Below are 19,303 nucleotides of genomic sequence, written 5' to 3' on the forward strand. Positions count from 1 at the left end.
GAACCTACCCGATGCTGCAGCAACCCTAGGCAGGCGTCTTGAGAACCTGGGTGACGACGTCGGCTAAGGCCGATCGCACGCCGCTGACCACGTGATCTTGCTGGGCTGGGGTGAGTTCAGGGAACATGGGTAACGATAGCACCTGTTGGGCCACCTGTTCGACCACGGGCAACTGTCCCGCTGGATAGCCCAATGCTGCATACACCGGCTGTTGGTGCAGCGGGATGGGGTAGTAAATCATTGAACCAATGCCCTGGGCTTGTAACTGCTGGCGGATGGCTTGGCGCAGGTCAGAGTCCGCAGCCTTGGCCGTGAGCCGCAGGGTGTATTGATGCCAAACGGCCTGTCCTCCAGCGATCGCCCTCGGCGGATCTACGCCATCGATCTGAGACAGGGCGCTGTAGTAACGGTCAGCGATCGCCTGCCGTTGAGCATTCCAGCTATCGAGATAGCCCAGTTTGATGGTCAAAATCGCGGCTTGGATGGCGTCCAGGCGGCTATTAATCCCCACAACCGTATGGCAATAGGTTTGGGGTTGGCCATGGTTGCGCAGGAGGCGGATTTTTTCAGCGATCGCCCCATCAGAGGTGGTCACCGCTCCGCCATCGCCGCAGGCTCCTAGATTTTTGGTGGGGTAGAAGCTAAAACAGCCGACATGGCCAAAGCTGCCCACCTTCTGCCCCTGCCAGGTGGCTCCCGTTGCCTGGGCACAGTCTTCAATGACAATCAAACCATGGGCTTGGGCGATCGCCATCAGCCGAGTCATATCCACCGGCTGCCCAAACAGATGCACGGGCATGATGGCCTTGGTGCGATCGGTGATGGCGGCTGCCACCTGATTGAGATCCAGATTATAGGTCTGGGCATCGATGTCCACAAACACAGGGGTGGCCCCCACCGCGCTGATCATCTCTGCCGTGGCAATGAAGGTAAAGGGCGTCGTGATCACCTCGTCGCCGGGGCCAATGTCGTAGGCACGCAGCGCCAACAGTAGGGCATCGGTGCCGGAATTACAGCCAATGCAATCCGCCGTACCGATATAAGCGGCAAACTGCTGCTCAAAGGTTTGTACCACAGGGCCATTAATATACCGCCCAGAGGCGAGAACGTCCGTCACTGCTTGGCGGATGTCGGGCTCTAAAGTTTGATATTGCTGCGTTAAATCTAACGGTGGAATATAGTTCACTCGTTTACACCACAATCACGTTGTATCAGACAGCCACAGGCTATTGGATCATGCCAGAAATCTGGCGATCGCGCTGAGTCTTCCAGAGATCATCCCACGGGTCTTAGCCTGAAGATCGGTACCTTGGGACGTCAATCGTCTTGATTGGGAGGCGGGGCTGGCTCTTGATCCAAGACCTCGATGTAGGCAGGGGGTACATAACCAGACAGACTCGGCACATAGCGCCCAAACAGGGTACCGTCGGCATTGTATACATTAATCTCGACCCTAGCCGCATTCCCAACCTGAGCAACTTGATGGAGGATGGTGTCCATGGAAACCGATAGGGGGATCGAGGAGGCGGTTGGCTGGGGAAAACTAGCCGCAGTGGCTTGATAGGCAGGCGTTAATCGCAACTGCACCTCTTCGCGACTAACCTGGTACGTGCAGCGGGCCGTATCTCCGCCACACAGTTTATTCAACTCAGCTTCGGCCGTTTGGGCAGCGATCGCCAACCGGAGATTTTGCCTGGCATCTTCTAGGGCCAGGGCATAGGAATTGACCAACGGCTGCACCTGGTCATGGTAAGCCGAATCCGTCGGCACCTGCTGGGCATTGGTTAGCGCGTTCTGCCAGGCCGCCACCGCCTGAGACCACTGCTCTTGCTGCTCGTAGGTTGCTGCTTGATCGGCCAGTTGTAACGATTGTCGATAGACCGTGGTGGATAGTTCCTCCTGGCTGAGGCGATCGCGCAGGGTCGCCATGCGGGTACTGTAGAGCGACAGAAGCTGCTGGGCCTCGGCATAGCTCATGGTGTGAGCTGGCACAGGCTGCAACATTTCCATAGAAATTTGCCAAGCCGTATAGGCACTCTGCCACTGTTCTGGGGAATCGCTCCCAGCTTCTTGTTCCGTGGCGCGCTGGGCCATCTCCCTCGCCGATCGCACCCGACTCTGGGCCTCCTGCTCCATCTGAATGCGTTGGTTGATGGCCGCCAGGTTGCCGCGATATTCCTCTAGCTTTTGCTGCGCCAACCCATGCATGGGACTATCGGCCGGCACCTCCTCTAGCTGAGCGATCGCCGATTCCCACAAGTCGCGAATTTCTTCCCAGGTTGCGATCGGATGGGGCGGATTCTGACTCCGCTGAGCCGCTGCAAAGGCATCCGCCTGAGCATCGACCACACGACTCACCGCCTTGACGTGGTCATCATAGCGATCGCGTTGGGCCAAGGCATCCTCGTAATAGCCAGACCAATGAGGCACCACCGTCGTCAGATAGCTAGCCTCCGTCAGTTGCTCATAGATCGCCTTAACATCCGCAGCCGATGTGGCAGACGCCATCTGCCCTTGGGACTGGGTGAATAGCTCCTCAGCCTGCAGCAGTGGGCGACAGCTTCCCAGCACACAGGGACGGCTCAGCACATAGGCCGCCACCCCCGCCACTACGACCACCCCCGCCACCGCAGCACCCAGCCGCCAAGACAATCGCTTAGCGGGGCGCTGAGGAGGAGAAGAGGGTTCATCTAAGGGCTCCTCGTCTTCCATGGCAGACTCGGACGACCAGTTCGACAGCTCATCCTCGGAGAGGAGGTCATCAGTCTCGTCGTCTGTGAGTGCTTCGACCGGAGCGATCGCTTCGATCTGAAAGGGATGGAATGCATAGGGTTGGGGCTGCTCCTCCACCCGCAAGTAGAGCTGCACTGCCAGGGTAGAGACATCGGCCAGGAACGGATGCAGTAAATCGTCCGTCTGGGCAGTGAGGGCTTTGCGCAAAGTCGAAAAGGCCCGCTTAGCATCCAGCGAGATATCTGGGGGATGCTGAGCCAGCACCAATAATTTGTCCTGTTTGATCACACATCGAACGTCGATCGGTACCGGCACCTCTTGTTGCAGACTGTCTTGGAGGTACTGACCGAGCGATCGCAGTTGGGATTGGTAAGATGCCGTTTCCATCACGCTAAACCTACGACGTTAAGCCAGCGACAGCGGGAGACCATTGATACTTAAACATACCTCTCATACCCCTAGAATCCAACCATTATCAGGATACAAGGGCAGAGCTGAAGACGCACCAGCGAGCGATATACTAAACTCAATTCGAACCCATTTCAGCTTAAACATTCATTCACAAAACTGCCACTAGCCTATTCTCTCACCCATAGTTGCGTCTCTCACCTGGAATGGAGGCTAGGGTGGTATCAGAGTACGACCGGCCGGCTCCGGTAACCTTGTTCAGCGCTCCACCGTGAGAGACCACGAGGTTTACCCCAGGAGAATGCGGCGTTTTAGAGGTTTGGTATGAACATTCTCATTGTTGAAGACGAGGCAGATATTAGCCAATTGATCCGACTCTATTTGGAGAAAGAGGGCTTTACCTGCGCAGACTGTCGGGATGGGCTAACCGCCATCCAGCTCTTTCAAGACCAGCAGCCTGATTTGATTATTCTCGATTTGATGATTCCGGGGTTGGATGGCCTAGAAGTCTGTGCCCGAATTCGCCAGCAGCCCGGTAGCAAGGATCCCTTCATTCTCATGCTGACGGCCAAGGGGGAAGAACTCGATCGGATCATTGGCCTGTCTACCGGCGCAGATGACTATATGGTCAAACCCTTTAGCCCTCGGGAACTCGTGGCTCGGGTGCGGGCCCTATTGCGGCGATCGCTCCGCCATGGAACCCAGGGGCAGATCTATGAAACGCCCAACTTCTGGGTTGATCTCGATCAACGTTCAGCCCAGCGACAGCAGGACGGTCAACTCACCCCCCTCGATCTCACCACCCTAGAGTTTGATCTCTTGTCTATGTTCATCAGCTACCCTGGGCGGGTGTGGAGCCGCAGCCAAATTATCGATCGCATCTGGGGCAGCGATTTCTACGGTGATGAGCGGGTTGTGGATACCCACATCGCCCGCCTGCGCAAAAAGATTGAGCTGGATCCTGCCCAGCCCACGTTCCTCAAAACTGTCATTGGCGTGGGGTATAAATTTGAAGATGGCTAATTGGGGATTGCGATCGCGCCTATTTTTCTCTCACATCATTGTCATGGTGACAGGACTGAGCGTCCTGATTATCATGGGCAAGTTTTCATCTCCGCGCTTTTTCACCATTTACCTGCGGCAAATTGAAGGTGAGGGTTACACCGTGACCCAGCTTGTCCAAGGTTTTGAAACCGCTTGGAGTCGGGGGGCCCTGTGGTCTGTGGTGGTGGGAGCATCCACCGCTGGCGGGCTAAGCTACTGGTCATCTCGCCGCATCATGCAACCGCTGGAACAGATGGAGAGGATCACCCAGAAATTTTCTGCCGGACAGATGGATGCCCGCGTGCCCTCTAGCGAAATTCCTGAACTCGACCGTCTCGCCTCAGGCTTCAACCGCATGGCTGCCGATCTCGAAGGGGTCGAACAACGGCGGCGGGATCTAGTTGGCGACCTGGCCCATGAATTACGCACGCCCTTGACCATCGTGGAAGGCTACCTCGAAGGACTGGCGGATGATACCTTATCTCCCTCGGATGATATCTATCAAAAACTTACCCGAGAAACGCGGCGGATGCGGCGACTGATCAATGATCTACAAGAATTGTCTAAGCTAGAAGCTGGCTCTCTGCCCATTAACGCTATCCCGCTGAATCTACAGCCGCTGCTGATTACGGTGATTGAACGATTTTCCAGCCAACTCACTGACGATAGTCCGACCTTATCTCTCGGCTATCCCGCAGATATTCCCATGGTGCTTGCGGATGCTGAACGGGTGGAGCAAATTCTTGGCAACCTGATTGGCAATGCTCTGCGCTATACCCCTGCTGGCACGATTACGGTGCAGGTGACTGCTGAAGCAACCCAGGTATGGATTGCTGTCATAGATACAGGCATCGGCATTGCGCCGGAAGACTTGCCCCATGTTTTTGAACGATTTTGGCGTGCCGATCGCTCCCGCGATCGCCATTCTGGGGGTAGCGGTATCGGTCTAGCCATCTGCCGCCGCCTGGTAGAACTCCAAGGTGGCGTGATTGAGGTTACGAGTGATCTGGATCAGGGCAGCACATTCCGATTTTGCCTACCCACAGCAACCTAGCGGCTTTTATCTAGAGCTCACTGAACTATCTCAAACTACTCCATAACAAACTATCTCTTGGGTACTTTCGATTTTGTCAGCAATCTCGAAGGACGGGTGCAACATCTCTATGCGGAGTCAGCTAACGGTTGCGGTCAGAAGTTACGAGTAACCTTTATAATGCAACCAGAACCTCTAAAATTTGCTGCCCCACCTTTGCTAGGCTAGCTAATCTACAAGATGATTGGCAAGGAATTGATTTACATCCCTAATCATGTCAGAAACATCTTGATCCGTAAACTCATCTTGCTTTCCATGTGCAGCGCTATTACGTATGCTCGCAAGAGCTGTTATTCGCTTTTGATTAAGCTTGTTATATACGCCAACTTTTACTAGATCAGTATTCATTTTATCTAGCTTTCCATGTGAAATCCCATTTCTATCACATAGCTCTCGCAATGCTGTCTCTAAAACAACTCCTGCAATTACGGCAGCAGCAGTGGAGTAGCCACTAGAAAAAAGCTCGTTTGCTTGTTCAAGCTCAGAGTCAAAGACCTCAGCTTGTACCAGTGTTTTTATTGATAGCAGATAGCCGCTCTCAAAATCCTCCTTTGCTGCTATGAATACAGCTTTCAACCTCTTTAGTATTTCAAGGTTTGTTGTTCCAACAATCCCATAATCTTCTGCTATCTCAAATTGCTTAAAATGCTGGGATTCTTCTCCACAAACTTTTGATAATAAGCTTCTTACCTTTACCTTCCAGTTCAAAAGCGATTCATCATTCACATACTCGCCGCGGCCGTACATACTGTCGCGAAAAGATGTAGAAGCTTCTATTTGAGACACTTGCTCCTCTAATTCTTCAAACCGCTGCGTAAGCTTCATAAATGTCTTATTCAATGCCAGTACCTCAAAAAACATGAATAATGCGTCTAACTGCTACTTGGTCTGATTAGTGGCGCTTAATTTTGCATAAAACATTCAATCAAGTGGTTAATCAGGTCTTAAAACATCACCATCTTAGAGGGCAGCTATCCTCAATATTAAACGTATAGCCGCCCAAATAGCTATGCTATGAGGAATCTCGACTCAATCCGAAAAGCGATCGCCCCCCTGGCTCAGAGAAAAGCGATCGCCCCCTAGTTTAGAGAAAAGCGATCGCCTTTCACCACTGCCCCCTAAGTAGTTTGAGACACAACAAACCATCTCAAACTACACCACAGCGGTCAGGGAAATGGGGATTGTTAGGTTCGCGATCGCCATAATTTAGAATCACGCCGACCATGGAAAATAGCGGTCACAACAACCCGACTTGAAATCACTCGATAGTAAACAGCATATGGAAATCGCTTGATGACCGCTCGTCGAATATCCCGATACACGATTGCATAGGATTCTGGCATCATGCAGACTCGATTGAGCAGGTCATCTACACAATCAATGAATTCATCCCCTAAACCCGTTTGTTGGTTTTCGTACCAATCGTATGCATCACTGAGGTCGTCACGGACTTCGGGCCGAAATACTAGTACATACTTCATGTATGTTTCTTGACTGATGCTTTGATATCTTGCCACGTGAGGACGTTGTCTGGATCGCTCTCATAGCTATCAATCCGGCTATCCAGTTCGTGCTGTTGCGCCTCTGTCAGATCAGGATAAGCTTGTTCGGCTGCAATACTATCCCAAATCGCTTGCACCAAAAAAATTCTATCCTTAATACTTAAAGCTGCAATTTCATTCAGCGTAGCTGCAATATCCATACAGAAACCTCAGAGCAAAATATTTGATAGTGCGTATCCCTTAAATATAGTGAACAGGGTTTTGACCATCAAACTGAACACTGCAATTCATAATGTACCCGTCCAGAAACTTGACCACTAACCTGTCGTCATCCCTTCTATAACTAGCATTTCGGTCAAATATTGCCTCAATCATTTGTGTGCCTTCAAAGTTTACGACTTGAATATGCGTGATTTTCTCGACTTTTTCTTCTGCAACAACCCAAGCTGCCGACTCAGATTGAGCCAGTAGCTCTAACAAGTTGTCATGGGTGCGGACTTGAAGCGTTAGTTTAGGCATAGGGAATGAGAATTCAAATGGCAAGAGACCTAATGACTACTGAGCCTGACCAGCGGCGCTTAATGTTGCATAACACCTCCAATCAAGGGTTAGCCAGATCTTAGACTATCACCACCTCCAAAAGCCATTATACCCAACGTTACACGCGTGATTGTCCAAATGGGGGTGTCATGAGAAATCTCGACTCAATCTAACAAGCGATCGCTCTCTGTGAATCTCAAGGGGCGATCGCCCCTCTGGTTCACTATCCCTTAACCATGGAACTGGGTATTCAAGCCCAAAACCTGGGCAGACTAACCTGTCGATAGCCACATAGTCAGTTGTCACTTGACAACCAAGTGGTTTAGATTTAACCTGTAAAAGTAAACGTTAATATGAGTAGGCGATCGCATCCAAAACAAGAGATTGAGGCTGCACTGAAGTATGCTGAGCAAAATGGCTGGCGCGTTGATGTTGGTGGATCTCATGCCTGGGGTAAACTCTACTGTCCCTACAATGATTCAGAGTGCAGATGTGGAACGTTTTGTATCTCAAGTATTTGGAGCACTCCAAAAAATGCAGGCAATCATGCGAAGCAGCTTCGTCGTATAGTCGATAACTGCACAAGACATGGCAGTAACGATGATGCTTACGAAAAGGAAGACTGAGCCATGAAAAACTATGATTTTACCCTAAAATTTAACCTTCAGCGGCAGCCCTGTCAAAGTGATAAAGTTAGGACAAAAAATAACCGTGAAAGCCCCCATCATTCGTCCGACTGGATTCTTGATCTATTGCACAATGAAAATGAAGTCCAAGTTCTGATTCATGGGCCAAACGATTCAAATCTAGTGAATCCGAATCCTACCTCGCCAGGGCTGAACCTTCAGCAGCCACAAGTTGATCCTAGTTTTTATGTCGAAGCCTTGTATTCTGGCGGCTGCGATGATGCTTTGATTGGAGTTGGGAAAAAAGGATATATTTCATTAAACTTTATTCGTGAAGCACTATCCGCCTATGAAGCCATTTCCAGTGCGATCGCTGACGTGAAAAGGGTCATTCCCCATGCCAGTCTTATTGAAGCAGCACCAGATTATGTAGGCTTAACAGATGTAGCCAAAATTCTTGGATGTACTCGGCAAAATATTAGAAAGCTTATTGTCACTAGTGAACCTAGCTCTCCGCCTCCTATCTATGAAGGTACGCCTTCAATTTGGCATCTAGCAGAGATCCTAGACTGGTTGCAAGAAGTCAAAGCATATCCGATTGATAGTTCATTGATAGAAGTTGCAAAAATAAACATGGATCTGAATAATGCTAAAAGCTGGCAAAAATTAGAGCCAGCCTATCAAGAAACGATCAAAGCTCTGGTTTCTTAGACAAGAGTGCTTGGCTATCTAACAGACCATTGCACCAAAACGTTAGTTGCTATAGTGTCGAGACAGGATCTTGGAGGCGATCGCTCCCTCAGCTTAGAGAAAAGCGAGGCTAAATCAGCTTGCCAGCAATAATTCGTTGAGCTTGTTTTTCAAACTTGGGGATGCCATCAGCGGGTTGTAAATTTCACCTTCATAAGGCAGCCAAATATAGCCATGACAGAAGGGGCGATACGCTGAAGACAGCCCCAGTGCCTGCCCAACCTCCTCAGCTACAACTAACCCTGGAATGGATAGTGCAGAAGGATCTTGCACCAACTCGCTGTATGTCCTAAATTCATCAACTTCAATACCAACTAGGGCATATCGGAACTCGGAAGCCGTTCGCAAATGTTGGTAAAAGAGAATTCCCAACTCTGTCATCAAGTAGGCACTTTCAGGAGACTCGATTCCAATCTCACTGATATTGTTAGGATAGACCCGGCACCACCAATTCTCATCAATATCCTGAAAAACGTCAGTTCGGCATTGACATAGGCGTTCATTGGAGAGCGTCCACGTCACTCCCTCAAAATACTGGGCAAACAGCTTTGCCTTGCTTTCATCTACACCGCATTCTGCCGATAGACCAAATATCCATGCCATCACAATAGACTCCAGGTATCGATGTCAGACTATTCAACTCTTTCCCAGTGGTTTTGAGTATTTGCCAGGGCTGCCTCATAGGTCTCTAGAAGCATTGTAGCGCTTGGCAAGATACTGACATGGGTGGGGCTATCCTGAACCGCTTCCAGATCACCAGTAATCTTGCTATCGTCGATCTGCCAAAGCGGACTCGACCCGTACCGCCAAACTTGGCTGGCTTACGAAACGCTGGCAACCCCTCAATAGCAAGCGAAACTGACATTCCTTTCACATTTTTGATGGCAACGGTTACAGGTTCCCCCGTACCTCTGCGCTCTGCTTCCGGTTTCAAATAGCCTTGCTCGTCAATACAGCCAGCGGGCAATTGCTCGATATCGATGTCAACGTTGGGTCTGACTCCTAAAAGCCGGGCGCTTCGTCCAATCCTAGGTTTGCCATGGTGCTCTGCCATACCGCGATAGTAGAGTTTCGCCATCTGTGACAATCGATTCAAGCGTACAGAGCTATGATCCCATGAAGAGGTAGCAGCAGCATAACTCTCCACTTTAGAAAAGCGATCGCCCCCCTAGTTTAGAGAAAAGCGATCGCCTTTCACCACAATCTCAAAGGACGAGTGCAACACCTCTGTGTAGAGCTAGTTAGCCGTTGAGATGAATTCAGATAACCTGAACTGTCCAACAGAGAGCCTCTTGGTGGTCGGCTCCGTCAATTTGTTATGCCGCGTTACAATAGGTTAAATCAGCCGGACAGCCATGGCGTGATTAAAGCTATAGCTACTCCGAGGAAAAACGACGCTGCTTGTTAGTGTTTGCAAGCGATGTTGCATGTAGTATGAGAGAAGCGAGGCAATTCCCAGCACATAGATCCGATATGGGCACAGCAGAACGCTCAGTTCAACCCATTGAGTAGACTGCATCAAGCCCCAACAATGATTGCATCGGCGAATCCTCACCTACTCCCCGACCTGTTTTTCCACTCTCTTAGCATCATGGCTAAATCCAAAAAATCCGAAGATGTCCCCAAGACAATGGAAGCGAAGTTCAACAGTATTGTGGAACTGACCGATGAGTTTGCGCGGCAACATCTCAACGACGAGTACGCCCAACTGATTCGTCAAGCTACAGCTACCCTCTGCCGTAAGCGTCCTTCCCCCCTCAGTAAGGGACAGACAAAGACATGGGCTTGTGGAATCACCCATGCGATCGGGATGGTCAATTTTCTTTTCGACAGTTCTCAAACGCCCCATGTTAGCGCCAAAAGCATCTATCAGTGGTTTGGTGTAGCGGACAGTACTGGACAGAGCAAATCGAAGTTGGTGCGTGATACGTTGAAGATGCATCAGCTCGACCCAGATTGGTGCTTGCCCAGTCTAGTTGAAAACAATCCACTCATCTGGATACTGTCGGTGAATGGGTCTCTTATGGACATCCGGCTCGCTCCGATAGGCGCACAGGTGGAAGCCTATCGCAAGGGACTCATTCCCTATATTCCAGGGCACAAACAAGACAGCGATGCGATCGCCGCTCTTGTTCAGGGGGGGGCAGTACCAACTGGCGATCGCCAAAAACGTAAGCGTCGCACTGCAAACCCCAAAACACCTCCACAAGCGCCCTCTCCAGAGGCACTGCGATCGCTGTATGTCTTGGAGGTGGTATTACTAGATGGCCCTGTAACTGAAGCGTTTGTTGAGGAAAACCCTCAAGTTATCCGCATCATCGAGATTCGGGGCGATCAGACGCTGGCAGAGTTGCACAGGATAATTTTTGCAGCATTTGACCGTGAAGATGACCACATGTACGAGTTTCAACTCAAAGGGATGGGCCCGCACGATCCAAATGCCGATCGCTATGGGTTAGCGGTTGCCCTGTCAGATGGGTTGGCTGGGGATGTTGCCAAGACGCAAATTGGGGCGTTGGGGTTGGTCGCTGAAGAGGTGTTTGGCTACTGGTTTGATTTTGGTGATGATTGGTGGCATCAGGTTGGCGTCGTGACTATTACAGAACCCCGAGCGAGGGTTCGCTATCCACGGGTGACTGAGCGGATTGGCGCAAGTCCACCCCAGTATGCTGAATTTTAGAGCAGGATCATCATGGGCGCGGACAGTGCAGGTGTTGCCCTAAAAACTGAGCCATGAAAGACTATGACTTCACCCTAAAATTCAACCTTCAGCAGCCAAAAGTTGATCCTAGTGTTTATGTCGAAGCTTTGTATGCAGGCGGCTGCGATGATGCTTTAATTGGAATTGGAAAAAAGGGATATATTTCATTAAATTTTATTCGCGAAGCACCATTCGCCTATGAAGCTATGTCCACTGCGATCGCTGATGCAAAAAGAGTCATTCCCCATGCCAGCCTTATTGAAGCAGCACCAGATTATGCAGGCTTAACAGATGCAGCTAAAATTCTTGGCTGTACTCGGCAAAATGTTAGAAAGCTGATTGTAACAGGTGAACCTAGCTCTCCGCCTCCTATCTATGAGGGTACACCTTCGATTTGGCATCTAGCAGAGATCCTAGACTGGCTACGCGAAGTCAAAGCATATCCGATTGATAGTTCATTGATAGAAGTTGCAAAAATGAAGATGGATCTGAATAATGTTAAAGGCTGGCAAACATTAGAGCCAACCTACCAGGAAACGATCAAAGCTCTGGTTTCTTAGATAAGAGTGCCTGGCTATCTAACAAACTATTGCACCAAAACGTTAGTTGCTATAAGTGTCGAGACAAAATTCTGAGGGCGATCGCCCCCCTAGTTCAGAGAAAAGCGATCGCCCCACATTAAACCTCAGCTAGTTATTCAAGGAAGCTTACCTTAAACAAAGTTGCTGACATTATTGATTTGATTGACCGTTGTGTTAGCAATCTGAGCGATCGCTTCTTCACCGTCAAAGATAAACGCATCAGCAGACACCGTACCTGTTCCTTGATAGAAACTGAGGTCAGCGAAACTTAGGCTTGTGAGCTGGAGCGCATCGCTGCCAATCTCAAAGTCACCGATGAAGTTGTAGGCACCTGCACGTAGGATAAAGGTATCATTACCTGCTCCACCCAACAGGGTGTTGAGGCCTAAGCCGCCGTCAATCAGGTCATCTCCTGAACCCGTGGCAACGTAGTCGTCTCCACTACCGGTAAGGATATCTTTATTGCCAGCAGGTTGAGCCGCATCCACCATGTAGATAATGTTATCGCCTCCTGCATCTCGAACCGTATCTGTTCCAGTGCCTAAGCCAATCGAGTCGTTGCCGCTGCCGGTGAAGATGTCGTAATCTCCGTTTTCCAGCCAAATGGTGTTATTGCCATTCCCCAGGGTCAACGTGTTGGTGCCACCACCACCATTCACGCTATAGACGAAGTCGTCTCCATCACCTGCCGTGACCGTATCATCACCCGATCCAATGCCAACCAAATTATTGCCAGCACCCGCATCGACAGTGTTATCGCCACTGGGCAGCCAGATGTTGTCATTGCCCGTGCCGGTTGTAATGGTGTTTGTACCGCCATTGGCAGCAGCAGCGTCATCAATATAGATGAAATTGTTGCCATCTCCCGTGGTCACAACGTTGTTTCTGCCATCTAGGCTAACGATATTGTCCCCATCGCCAACGATGATGGTATTGGTATCACCTTCGTTGGGTGTTCCGTTCAGGGTAAACCGCGCTAAGAGCGGGTCGTGGTCGCTGGCCCGTTGGGGGGTAGCGGCAAACTCAACATTGGTATGTACGATATCAAACTCAGCCCCGGTGGCTAGACCATTGCTGACCAAAATATGGTCGAGCGACTGGGAGTTGCCTTGGAAGATAAACGAGTAGCGCTCATCTTCGGGCAGGGTCTCGGTTAGGTTGGTGAGGCCGCTGTTGGTCACGAGGTCGCGCACGGGCGAGACAAACTCAAACTCGTTGAGGTCACCCAGCACCACCACGTTGGCGTTGGGGTCGGCACCCAGCAGGCCGTTGACGTAGTCCTGCACTGCTGCAGACTGCATCTGGCGCTCGTCGAGGGAGCCGTTGACGGTGACATCTTCTTGGCGGGTTTCAAAGGGCTGCTCGGTGCCCAGAATCGGAGCGCTGCCGCCCTTCGACGAAAAGTGGTTGTTGACCAGTGTCACCGCTTCGCCATTGAACTCAAAGGTGGCAATGAGGGGTAGGCGCGCACCTTGGAAGGCTTCGCCGCTGCCCTGACCGCCCACGGTGGTCACCGAACCCTCTACTAGATTGACCCGGCTAGGGTCGTAGAGGTAGGCGGTGCGAATGTTGGATCCCGGCTGACCGCCGCTGGTGTTGTTGCCGATAAAGGGGTTGTCGATAAAGGCGTAAGTGGGGCCGCCTGCCGCTGCGATCGCATCCACCAGCGTTTGCAGGGTCGCATCTGCCGCTGTTACACCGTCGTTGGCTGAGCCGGTGTTGTCCTGTACCTCTTGCAGAGCGATGACGTCGGGGGCGTTGAGGTTGTTGATGATTTGCTGAGCGATCGCATCAAAGCGCCCATCGGCAATGTCGGTGTCGCCGTCGCTGTCGTTGGGGTCAAGGTTAAGGACGTTGTAGGTGGCTACCGTGAGCTGGTCGCTGCCGCGAGTTAGGGTGCTGACCTCTGGCTGGAGACCGCCCGCCACGATCTGGTTGGTAAAGTCGTCGGTCACGACAATCTCAAAGTTGCCGAAGCCGTAGCCCACCACTCCGGTGACATCACCCAAGGTGTCGCCCACATTCACCTCGGGGAAGGCAACGTCAAACACGCCGCTGTCAAACTGAAGCTGGATGCGCTCGGGGTTAAAGTCGTCGGGGCTGATGTTAAGGGTGCCGCGATCGCTTAGCCCCGTAGCTCCAACGCCGTTGTCGATGACGCCAAAGATTTCGCCAAAGCGATTGGTGGCATCAACAACCCGGAAGTCTTGAGCCGTCACCAACATGCCCTCCAGCGACTCAAAGAAGTCAATGCCGTCGGTCAGTGGGTCAAAGCTGCCAAAAGCATCGTCGTCGATAGTTTCGGTGGGAGGAACGCGATCGCCCTGGCCCAGGATGGTGGCTGCTGGCAGGGGGTTGCCGATGCTCAGTGTGGTCAGTGTGGGGCTGCCGATCTGAGTCGTTGACAGGTTGCGGGTTGATGCTCCGCCAGGGGTAAATTCAGAGACGGTGCCCTCCACCCGCAGTTCGTCGCCCACCGTCACTCCAGGGGCGCTGCTGGTGAAGACAAAAATTGCGTCGGAGGTGGCTAGGTTGCCGTCGCCCACAGGGTCTTGCAGATAAAAGCCGTTGGTATCGACAGCGGTGACAATGCCCGTGGTGGCCACCCGTTGCCCCACCAGCGGTGAGATGTGGGCTGCTCCTTGAATGTCACCAATGCGGGTTAGGTCAAGATCGCCACCGTTATCGCCACCGCCGTTATCACCGCCGCCGTTATCGCCACCGCCGTTATTGCCACCATTCACGATACCCCGGGTGGCAGCTTGAGGGCCAGTCCAGGCCCCATTGATGAGCTGTAGCGAATCACCAATTGGCGTCGTTCCATCTTCGGCTACACCAATGTCAACACTGGTGAGACCATCTGCTGCGCCGCCCACGGCTGTAAAAGAGCCTTCGTAGCTAAGGAATTCCACTACATTGCCCTCGGCATCGACCAGCGCTACGCCGTCGGGAGCCCCATTCTGAATGCCGTTGCTGGGGAAATCAATCACGATCGTGCCCTGACCGTTGCTTTGGTCAGCTACTACGCCGCTGAGAGTAATAGTGTTGTAGGGCGCGCCACCGTTGCCGTTATAGAGCACCACACTGTAGCCGCTGAGATCCGCGCCCGCGTTGGCGGTAATTTCAACGAACTCGCCCTCATCCGTGCCCACGTTGTCGTAGTGCAGCTCGCTAATGAATGCATTCACCCCAGGTGTCACTGCGTTGAAGATCTGGTTATTGTTGACTGTGTTGGGGGTTTGAGCAGCGGGTGCCACCCAGGTAAAGTCTTCGTAGGTCGAGCCAGTCCCCGTCAGTTGTAGAGAAAGGCCAACTGGTTCGCTGCCCGCTTCTGCCACGCCAATATCGACGCTGGTTAGTCCGTCTGCTGGCCCACCTACCGCAGTAAATCCGCCTTCATAGCTCAAAAACTGCACCACTTGCCCCAGATTGTTGACCAAGGCAAAGCCATCGGGTGCGCCATTTTGAATGCCGTTGGCGGGGTAGTTAACGGTGACGGTACCAAAGCCGCTACCCTGGTCGGCCACGATGTCGCTCAGCAAGGTCGTGTTGTATGCACCACCGTTGGCACCGTTGTAGAGCACTAGGCTCCATCCAGTTAAATCGGTGCCTGCAGGCGCAGCGATTTCGATAAATTCGCCGGCATCCGTGCCGACGTTGTCGTAGTGAAACTCATTGATAAAAACCGAAGTAGCCATGCGAGATCATTAACTCCAAGAAGACCGATGTTTTACCGCGCAATTTTTTCCCGCACAAAGCTAGCCCCATGAACCATGGAGCCTGAATTCTGTGCAGGTTTCTATTGATTTAAATGATCCTGGTAACCCTCAAAGGCAGGCCAAGCTTGGAATCTGTAGTTTTCCCACAGGTAGATCTCCACGTTTGAAATTGGATAAGATTTACTTACCTGTCGCTTTGAGGAAAACCTTGGTCAACCAGATTGTGAACCCAGGTCTAAGCTGAGTTTCTACACGTCACTCCCTATCCATCGATGCAGACTCAAAAGCTTGCGCCGAGCAGCATGGATGGAGTGTCGCTGACATGCCAGTATTTCTACATAAAGAACATATCAGAGGCTTAGCTGTAGGTCGGTAAAGAAGTGTTTAACGGTATCTTAAGCTACTGATTCTTGTTCTAAACTTCATAAAGTTTGCGTTGCTGGACTTAGTGTGCGCTAGTTGCTGCCTACCCACCCAATTGCTTTTACTTTTTATTTGTTTACAATGAAACTGGAATGCAACCACACAAATTCAACCAACATGTCAAATTCTCGACGTTCTACCCGTGGCGTTGTTCAGCGTCTTGTTCTGACACTCCTTGCTGGGCTGATGTGGCTCAGCTCTAGTTTGTTTGCAGCCCCTGCCTACGCCGACGACTCGCCCGCATCTAAGCGCTATATTGCCGCCGATGGTACCGATCTGACCGCCATGGCCCAGTGTTTACCCAAACAGCTCAGCCAGGGCAATGTTGCCCGTGCCTTAAGAGAATCTCGGAACGACTTTTTAGAGAAGGTCTTTGATGTCAAAGACAACTACGACGACTACAAGCTCGACGAAACCGAAATTGCCTACCTAAACTGCGTCGAAAGCAAAGGTGTCACCCCCCAAGTGAAGCGCTAACCCCCATACTCTAAGGTTGGCATGACGTAGATAACGTATCGCTGGGCAAGTGCGTTTGGATTCAGATGAATCTGGGATTCGGCTGGGTCTAGTTTGCCCAGCATAGATGGCGCTGGCCCGACCGATATTCCGCAGGTTGCCCTGGTTTACCTACCGCCTCACCATCGCCCTCAGGTTTACCTTTGCTGTTATTGGGGTCAAGGTTTGGGCGCTGGGCTGAGGGGATGCGAGGCTGATAGCTCAATTGCCTTGGAGGCGGTTGATGGGTAAGAGCAATTCAGATTCAATCTGTTGCCGAGTTTCTTTTTGGACGTAGCTGGTGTTGAGACATTCAACCAAGAGGTGGTTAGCGGTGTTGTACTGACTCAACAGGTCTTCTTGCTCATCACTGAACTGCCAATCATGGCCAATGTTGCGATGTTCAATCATCACGGCTCTCAGGGCCTCAGCCCAGGCTTTTCCTTGAGTTTGCCACCACTGCTCGAATTGTTCCTCCATTGCATTGGCAGCCTCTGATAACTGGTCTTGCAGCTCTTGCAGCTTGTGCTGCAATTCAGGGTCGAGGGCGCGGGCGAGGGCGCGGGCGAGGTCGCGGGCGAGGTCGAGGGCGAGGTCGAGGGCGAGGTCGAGGTCGAGGGCGAGGGCGAGGGCGAGGGCGAGGGCGAGGTCGCGGTCGCGGTCGAGGTCGAGGTCGAGGGCGCGGTCGCGGTCGCGGGCGAGGTCGAGGGCGAGGTCGCGGTCGAGGGCGAGGGCGAGGGCGAGGGCGAGGGCGCGGGCGAGGTCGAGGGCGAGGTCGAGGGCGGGGTCGCGGGCGAGGTCGAGGTCGAGGGCGCGGGCGCGGGCGCGGTCGAGGGCGAGGTCGAGGGCGAGGGCAAAATAAAATGCGCGAATGGCCGCCACCTTATAGGGTGCTTCGACCGATCTCGATTTTTGGTCTACCCAGGTAAGCAATTCCTGTAAGTTCTCATCGTTCGCCAGCATCTGGTCAATGTGCTGCTTCATCAGAATCAAGAGCTGATCAGCAGATTCCATCCGTTCTGCGACCAGCAGGAATACTTCTCGCCAGCGTTGTTCATGCAGGTGCATCACCAAGGACTGGAGTGCAGTAGGTTGATCCGGGCTATCCACAATAGCCTTAGCTGTAAAATATTCATGGAATGTTAAGTGAGAAAAGGAATAAATCCCGGCAGCTCGTTCCGTCAGCAGGCCATGTTGAGCTTCAATCGATTTCAATACGGCATGACTATCGACTAATAGGGCATCGGGATCGGTCTGAGCATCGGGTAAATTCTGAATGTATTGGCTAATCCGCTGCTTGGCTACATCCTCTCGAAAGAAGTAATTCCCTCGCTCAAAGGTGTATTTCGCGAGTTGACCGAGTAAGATTTCTTTGCGTTCAACCGGCAGGCGTTTGTAGACGTTTTCTCGTTTAATGCGTCGTTGCCCATCCCATTTACGCAACAACACCTCTAGGGCGCGCCGATACAGTTCAGATCTGCTTTGCGGGAATTCCGAAGATTGCTCAAACTCCAGACATAGCAGGGTGAGCAGCAGGGGATTAATGGCCAGTTCTTTGATGGGCTCACGCTCATTGATGGCCTCCCAGAAAAGCTTGGCCACAGCGGAGTTGCCTTCCTCATCTAGATTGTCTGGCTCCTTAGCTTTGAACCATTTATCAGCAAAATCCTGAATCTGCTCATCGTTAAAATCAGCCATCTCGACATCCGTGAACTGCTCAAACCTGTACTCTTGTGCAGCAATGCGACAGGTGATCACAATGTGAGACGCTTCATACTGGTGGGCAAACGCTCGAATCTCGCCCAATACCCGGTCATGGTCTTGCTCCAACACTTCGTCTAAGCCATCCAGCAACACCAATCCTCGACCCTGTTCTAAAAGACTACTAACGGCTTCTGTGGACAGGGAGGGCGAGAAATAGCGGGTGATAAATGGCAATAGATTAGGGCGATCCACCGTTTCCGCAAACTCCTTCAGTGTGACAAAGATAGGCACTTGGTCTTGAAGAACCTCGCCCTGATTGCATAGCGTTGCCAGCCGCTTCAGGAATGTGGTTTTACCCGCCCCCGGTCGCCCCAAAATCATGAGCTGCTTTTTATCCCGCACCGCCTCCAGCCCATCCACTCGTCGTTCACGCACTGCCCCCAGCAGAAAGCGGTCAAAGGTCTCCGGCGATTGCCCCTGCATACATTCGTCTAACTCTCGCCGGGTTCTACCCGTAATTTTTTCCAGAATATTGACATCGGTATAAATCGCGCCAACTCCAATGGGCTGCACCATATCCAGCACTCTCATTTCCCCGCAGCGCTTTTCGATGTTTGCGCTCCCGTGCGATCGCGCTTTCTGCACTAGCTCATCCAGCTCATCCGGGTCTGGGGCCACATCAACCGGAGTTGGAGGAGGGGCGATCTCTTTCCAATCTGCCACTATCTCCCAATCCAGATCAAGCTGCTTACAAAGTGCCTTGAAGTTGGCAGAAGCGATCGGTCTTCCCTTAAAAAACTTCTGTACTGTGCTACGCGACACTTCCACCTGGCCGCCAATTACCTCAGCGCTTTTCCCAATAATGCGCCGCTTTTCCTCAATCAGCTTCACCCCTTCTGGTGTGGCTGCCATTGTTTGCTTTGTTCGGTTTGCCATCGCTCAACTGCCGGAGGGGTGAGCCGATTATAACCAAGATCACCAAAG

The 19,303-nt window shown here is 51.8% G+C and carries 16 protein-coding genes and 1 pseudogene; 7 read left to right on the forward strand and 10 right to left on the reverse strand.

Annotation, left to right across the window (positions count from 1 at the left end; translation table 11 throughout):
- Positions 1-25 precede the first annotated feature (25 nt).
- Positions 26-1,186: a DegT/DnrJ/EryC1/StrS family aminotransferase gene (locus JUJ53_RS10575; protein WP_204151972.1), complete on the reverse strand. Its 1,161-nt coding sequence runs from the start codon at positions 1,184-1,186 to the stop codon at positions 26-28.
- A 131-nt stretch (positions 1,187-1,317) separates the two neighbouring features.
- Entirely contained in the window at positions 1,318-3,120 is a 1,803-nt protein-coding gene (locus tag JUJ53_RS10580) for a hypothetical protein (RefSeq protein ID WP_204151973.1), read from the reverse strand.
- 345 nt (positions 3,121-3,465) lie between these two features.
- On the opposite strand from JUJ53_RS10580, the gene JUJ53_RS10585 reads away from it, so the two are divergent.
- Both JUJ53_RS10585 and JUJ53_RS10590 read left to right on the forward strand, forming a co-directional pair.
- Entirely contained in the window at positions 3,466-4,164 is a 699-nt protein-coding gene (locus JUJ53_RS10585) for a response regulator transcription factor (protein WP_204151974.1), read from the forward strand.
- A complete protein-coding gene (locus JUJ53_RS10590; protein WP_204151975.1) occupies positions 4,157-5,239 on the forward strand; it encodes a HAMP domain-containing sensor histidine kinase in 1,083 nt (360 codons plus the stop codon). Before JUJ53_RS10585 ends, JUJ53_RS10590 begins: the two co-directional genes overlap by 8 nt.
- 207 nt (positions 5,240-5,446) lie before the next feature.
- Here the strand turns inward: JUJ53_RS10590 and JUJ53_RS10595 are convergent, their stop codons facing one another.
- The 4 genes from JUJ53_RS10595 to JUJ53_RS10610 all read right to left on the reverse strand — a co-directional run bounded on the left by JUJ53_RS10595 (position 5,447) and on the right by JUJ53_RS10610 (position 7,299).
- Entirely contained in the window at positions 5,447-6,139 is a 693-nt protein-coding gene (locus JUJ53_RS10595; RefSeq protein WP_239124965.1) for a DUF4145 domain-containing protein, read from the reverse strand.
- Positions 6,140-6,462: 323 nt separating this feature from the next.
- Positions 6,463-6,759: a type II toxin-antitoxin system RelE/ParE family toxin gene (locus tag JUJ53_RS10600; RefSeq protein WP_204151976.1), complete on the reverse strand. Its 297-nt coding sequence runs from the start codon at positions 6,757-6,759 to the stop codon at positions 6,463-6,465.
- Positions 6,756-6,980, reverse strand: coding sequence for an addiction module protein (locus JUJ53_RS10605; RefSeq protein WP_204151977.1), 225 nt, complete (start codon positions 6,978-6,980; stop codon positions 6,756-6,758). The genes JUJ53_RS10600 and JUJ53_RS10605 overlap by 4 nt, the downstream gene beginning before the upstream one ends.
- 40 nt (positions 6,981-7,020) lie before the next feature.
- The gene (locus tag JUJ53_RS10610; RefSeq protein WP_204151978.1) at positions 7,021-7,299 is read right to left on the reverse strand and encodes a hypothetical protein; all 279 of its coding nucleotides are present in this window, start codon (positions 7,297-7,299) and stop codon (positions 7,021-7,023) included.
- Between the two features lie 374 nt (positions 7,300-7,673).
- Here JUJ53_RS10610 and JUJ53_RS25470 point away from each other — a divergent pair, with 374 nt between their 5' ends.
- Both JUJ53_RS25470 and JUJ53_RS10615 read left to right on the forward strand, forming a co-directional pair.
- On the forward strand, positions 7,674-7,946 hold the full coding sequence (locus JUJ53_RS25470; RefSeq protein ID WP_343327930.1) for a hypothetical protein: 273 nt from the start codon (positions 7,674-7,676) through the stop codon (positions 7,944-7,946).
- Between the two features lie 3 nt (positions 7,947-7,949).
- Positions 7,950-8,657: a hypothetical protein gene (locus JUJ53_RS10615; protein ID WP_239124966.1), complete on the forward strand. Its 708-nt coding sequence runs from the start codon at positions 7,950-7,952 to the stop codon at positions 8,655-8,657.
- A 114-nt stretch (positions 8,658-8,771) separates the two neighbouring features.
- Here the strand turns inward: JUJ53_RS10615 and JUJ53_RS10620 are convergent, their stop codons facing one another.
- Both JUJ53_RS10620 and JUJ53_RS25475 read right to left on the reverse strand, forming a co-directional pair.
- Positions 8,772-9,299 carry a hypothetical protein gene (locus tag JUJ53_RS10620; RefSeq protein ID WP_204151979.1) on the reverse strand — a complete coding sequence of 176 codons (528 nt, stop codon included), beginning with the start codon at positions 9,297-9,299 and terminating at the stop codon, positions 8,772-8,774.
- Between the two features lie 29 nt (positions 9,300-9,328).
- Positions 9,329-9,774, reverse strand: a pseudogene (locus JUJ53_RS25475) (hypothetical protein).
- A 513-nt stretch (positions 9,775-10,287) separates the two neighbouring features.
- On the opposite strand from JUJ53_RS25475, the gene JUJ53_RS10625 reads away from it, so the two are divergent.
- The gene (locus tag JUJ53_RS10625) at positions 10,288-11,376 is read left to right on the forward strand and encodes a plasmid pRiA4b ORF-3 family protein (protein WP_204151980.1); all 1,089 of its coding nucleotides are present in this window, start codon (positions 10,288-10,290) and stop codon (positions 11,374-11,376) included.
- 53 nt (positions 11,377-11,429) lie between these two features.
- The gene (locus JUJ53_RS10630; RefSeq protein WP_204151981.1) at positions 11,430-11,957 is read left to right on the forward strand and encodes a DNA-binding protein; all 528 of its coding nucleotides are present in this window, start codon (positions 11,430-11,432) and stop codon (positions 11,955-11,957) included.
- Positions 11,958-12,109: 152 nt separating this feature from the next.
- Here the strand turns inward: JUJ53_RS10630 and JUJ53_RS10635 are convergent, their stop codons facing one another.
- Positions 12,110-15,676 carry an endonuclease/exonuclease/phosphatase family protein gene (locus tag JUJ53_RS10635; RefSeq protein WP_204151982.1) on the reverse strand — a complete coding sequence of 1,189 codons (3,567 nt, stop codon included), beginning with the start codon at positions 15,674-15,676 and terminating at the stop codon, positions 12,110-12,112.
- A 561-nt stretch (positions 15,677-16,237) separates the two neighbouring features.
- On the opposite strand from JUJ53_RS10635, the gene JUJ53_RS10640 reads away from it, so the two are divergent.
- The gene (locus JUJ53_RS10640) at positions 16,238-16,597 is read left to right on the forward strand and encodes a hypothetical protein (RefSeq protein WP_204151983.1); all 360 of its coding nucleotides are present in this window, start codon (positions 16,238-16,240) and stop codon (positions 16,595-16,597) included.
- A gap of 240 nt (positions 16,598-16,837) precedes the next feature.
- Here JUJ53_RS10640 and JUJ53_RS10645 read toward each other — a convergent pair whose 3' ends face one another.
- Complete coding sequence (locus tag JUJ53_RS10645) at positions 16,838-19,255, reverse strand: NACHT domain-containing NTPase (protein WP_204151984.1); 2,418 nt, start codon at positions 19,253-19,255, stop codon at positions 16,838-16,840.
- Between the last annotated feature and the right edge of the window lie 48 nt (positions 19,256-19,303).

Origin of the sequence: Leptolyngbya sp. CCY15150 (assembly GCF_016888135.1) — a bacterium.
Lineage (GTDB): Bacteria > Cyanobacteriota > Cyanobacteriia > RECH01 > RECH01 > RECH01.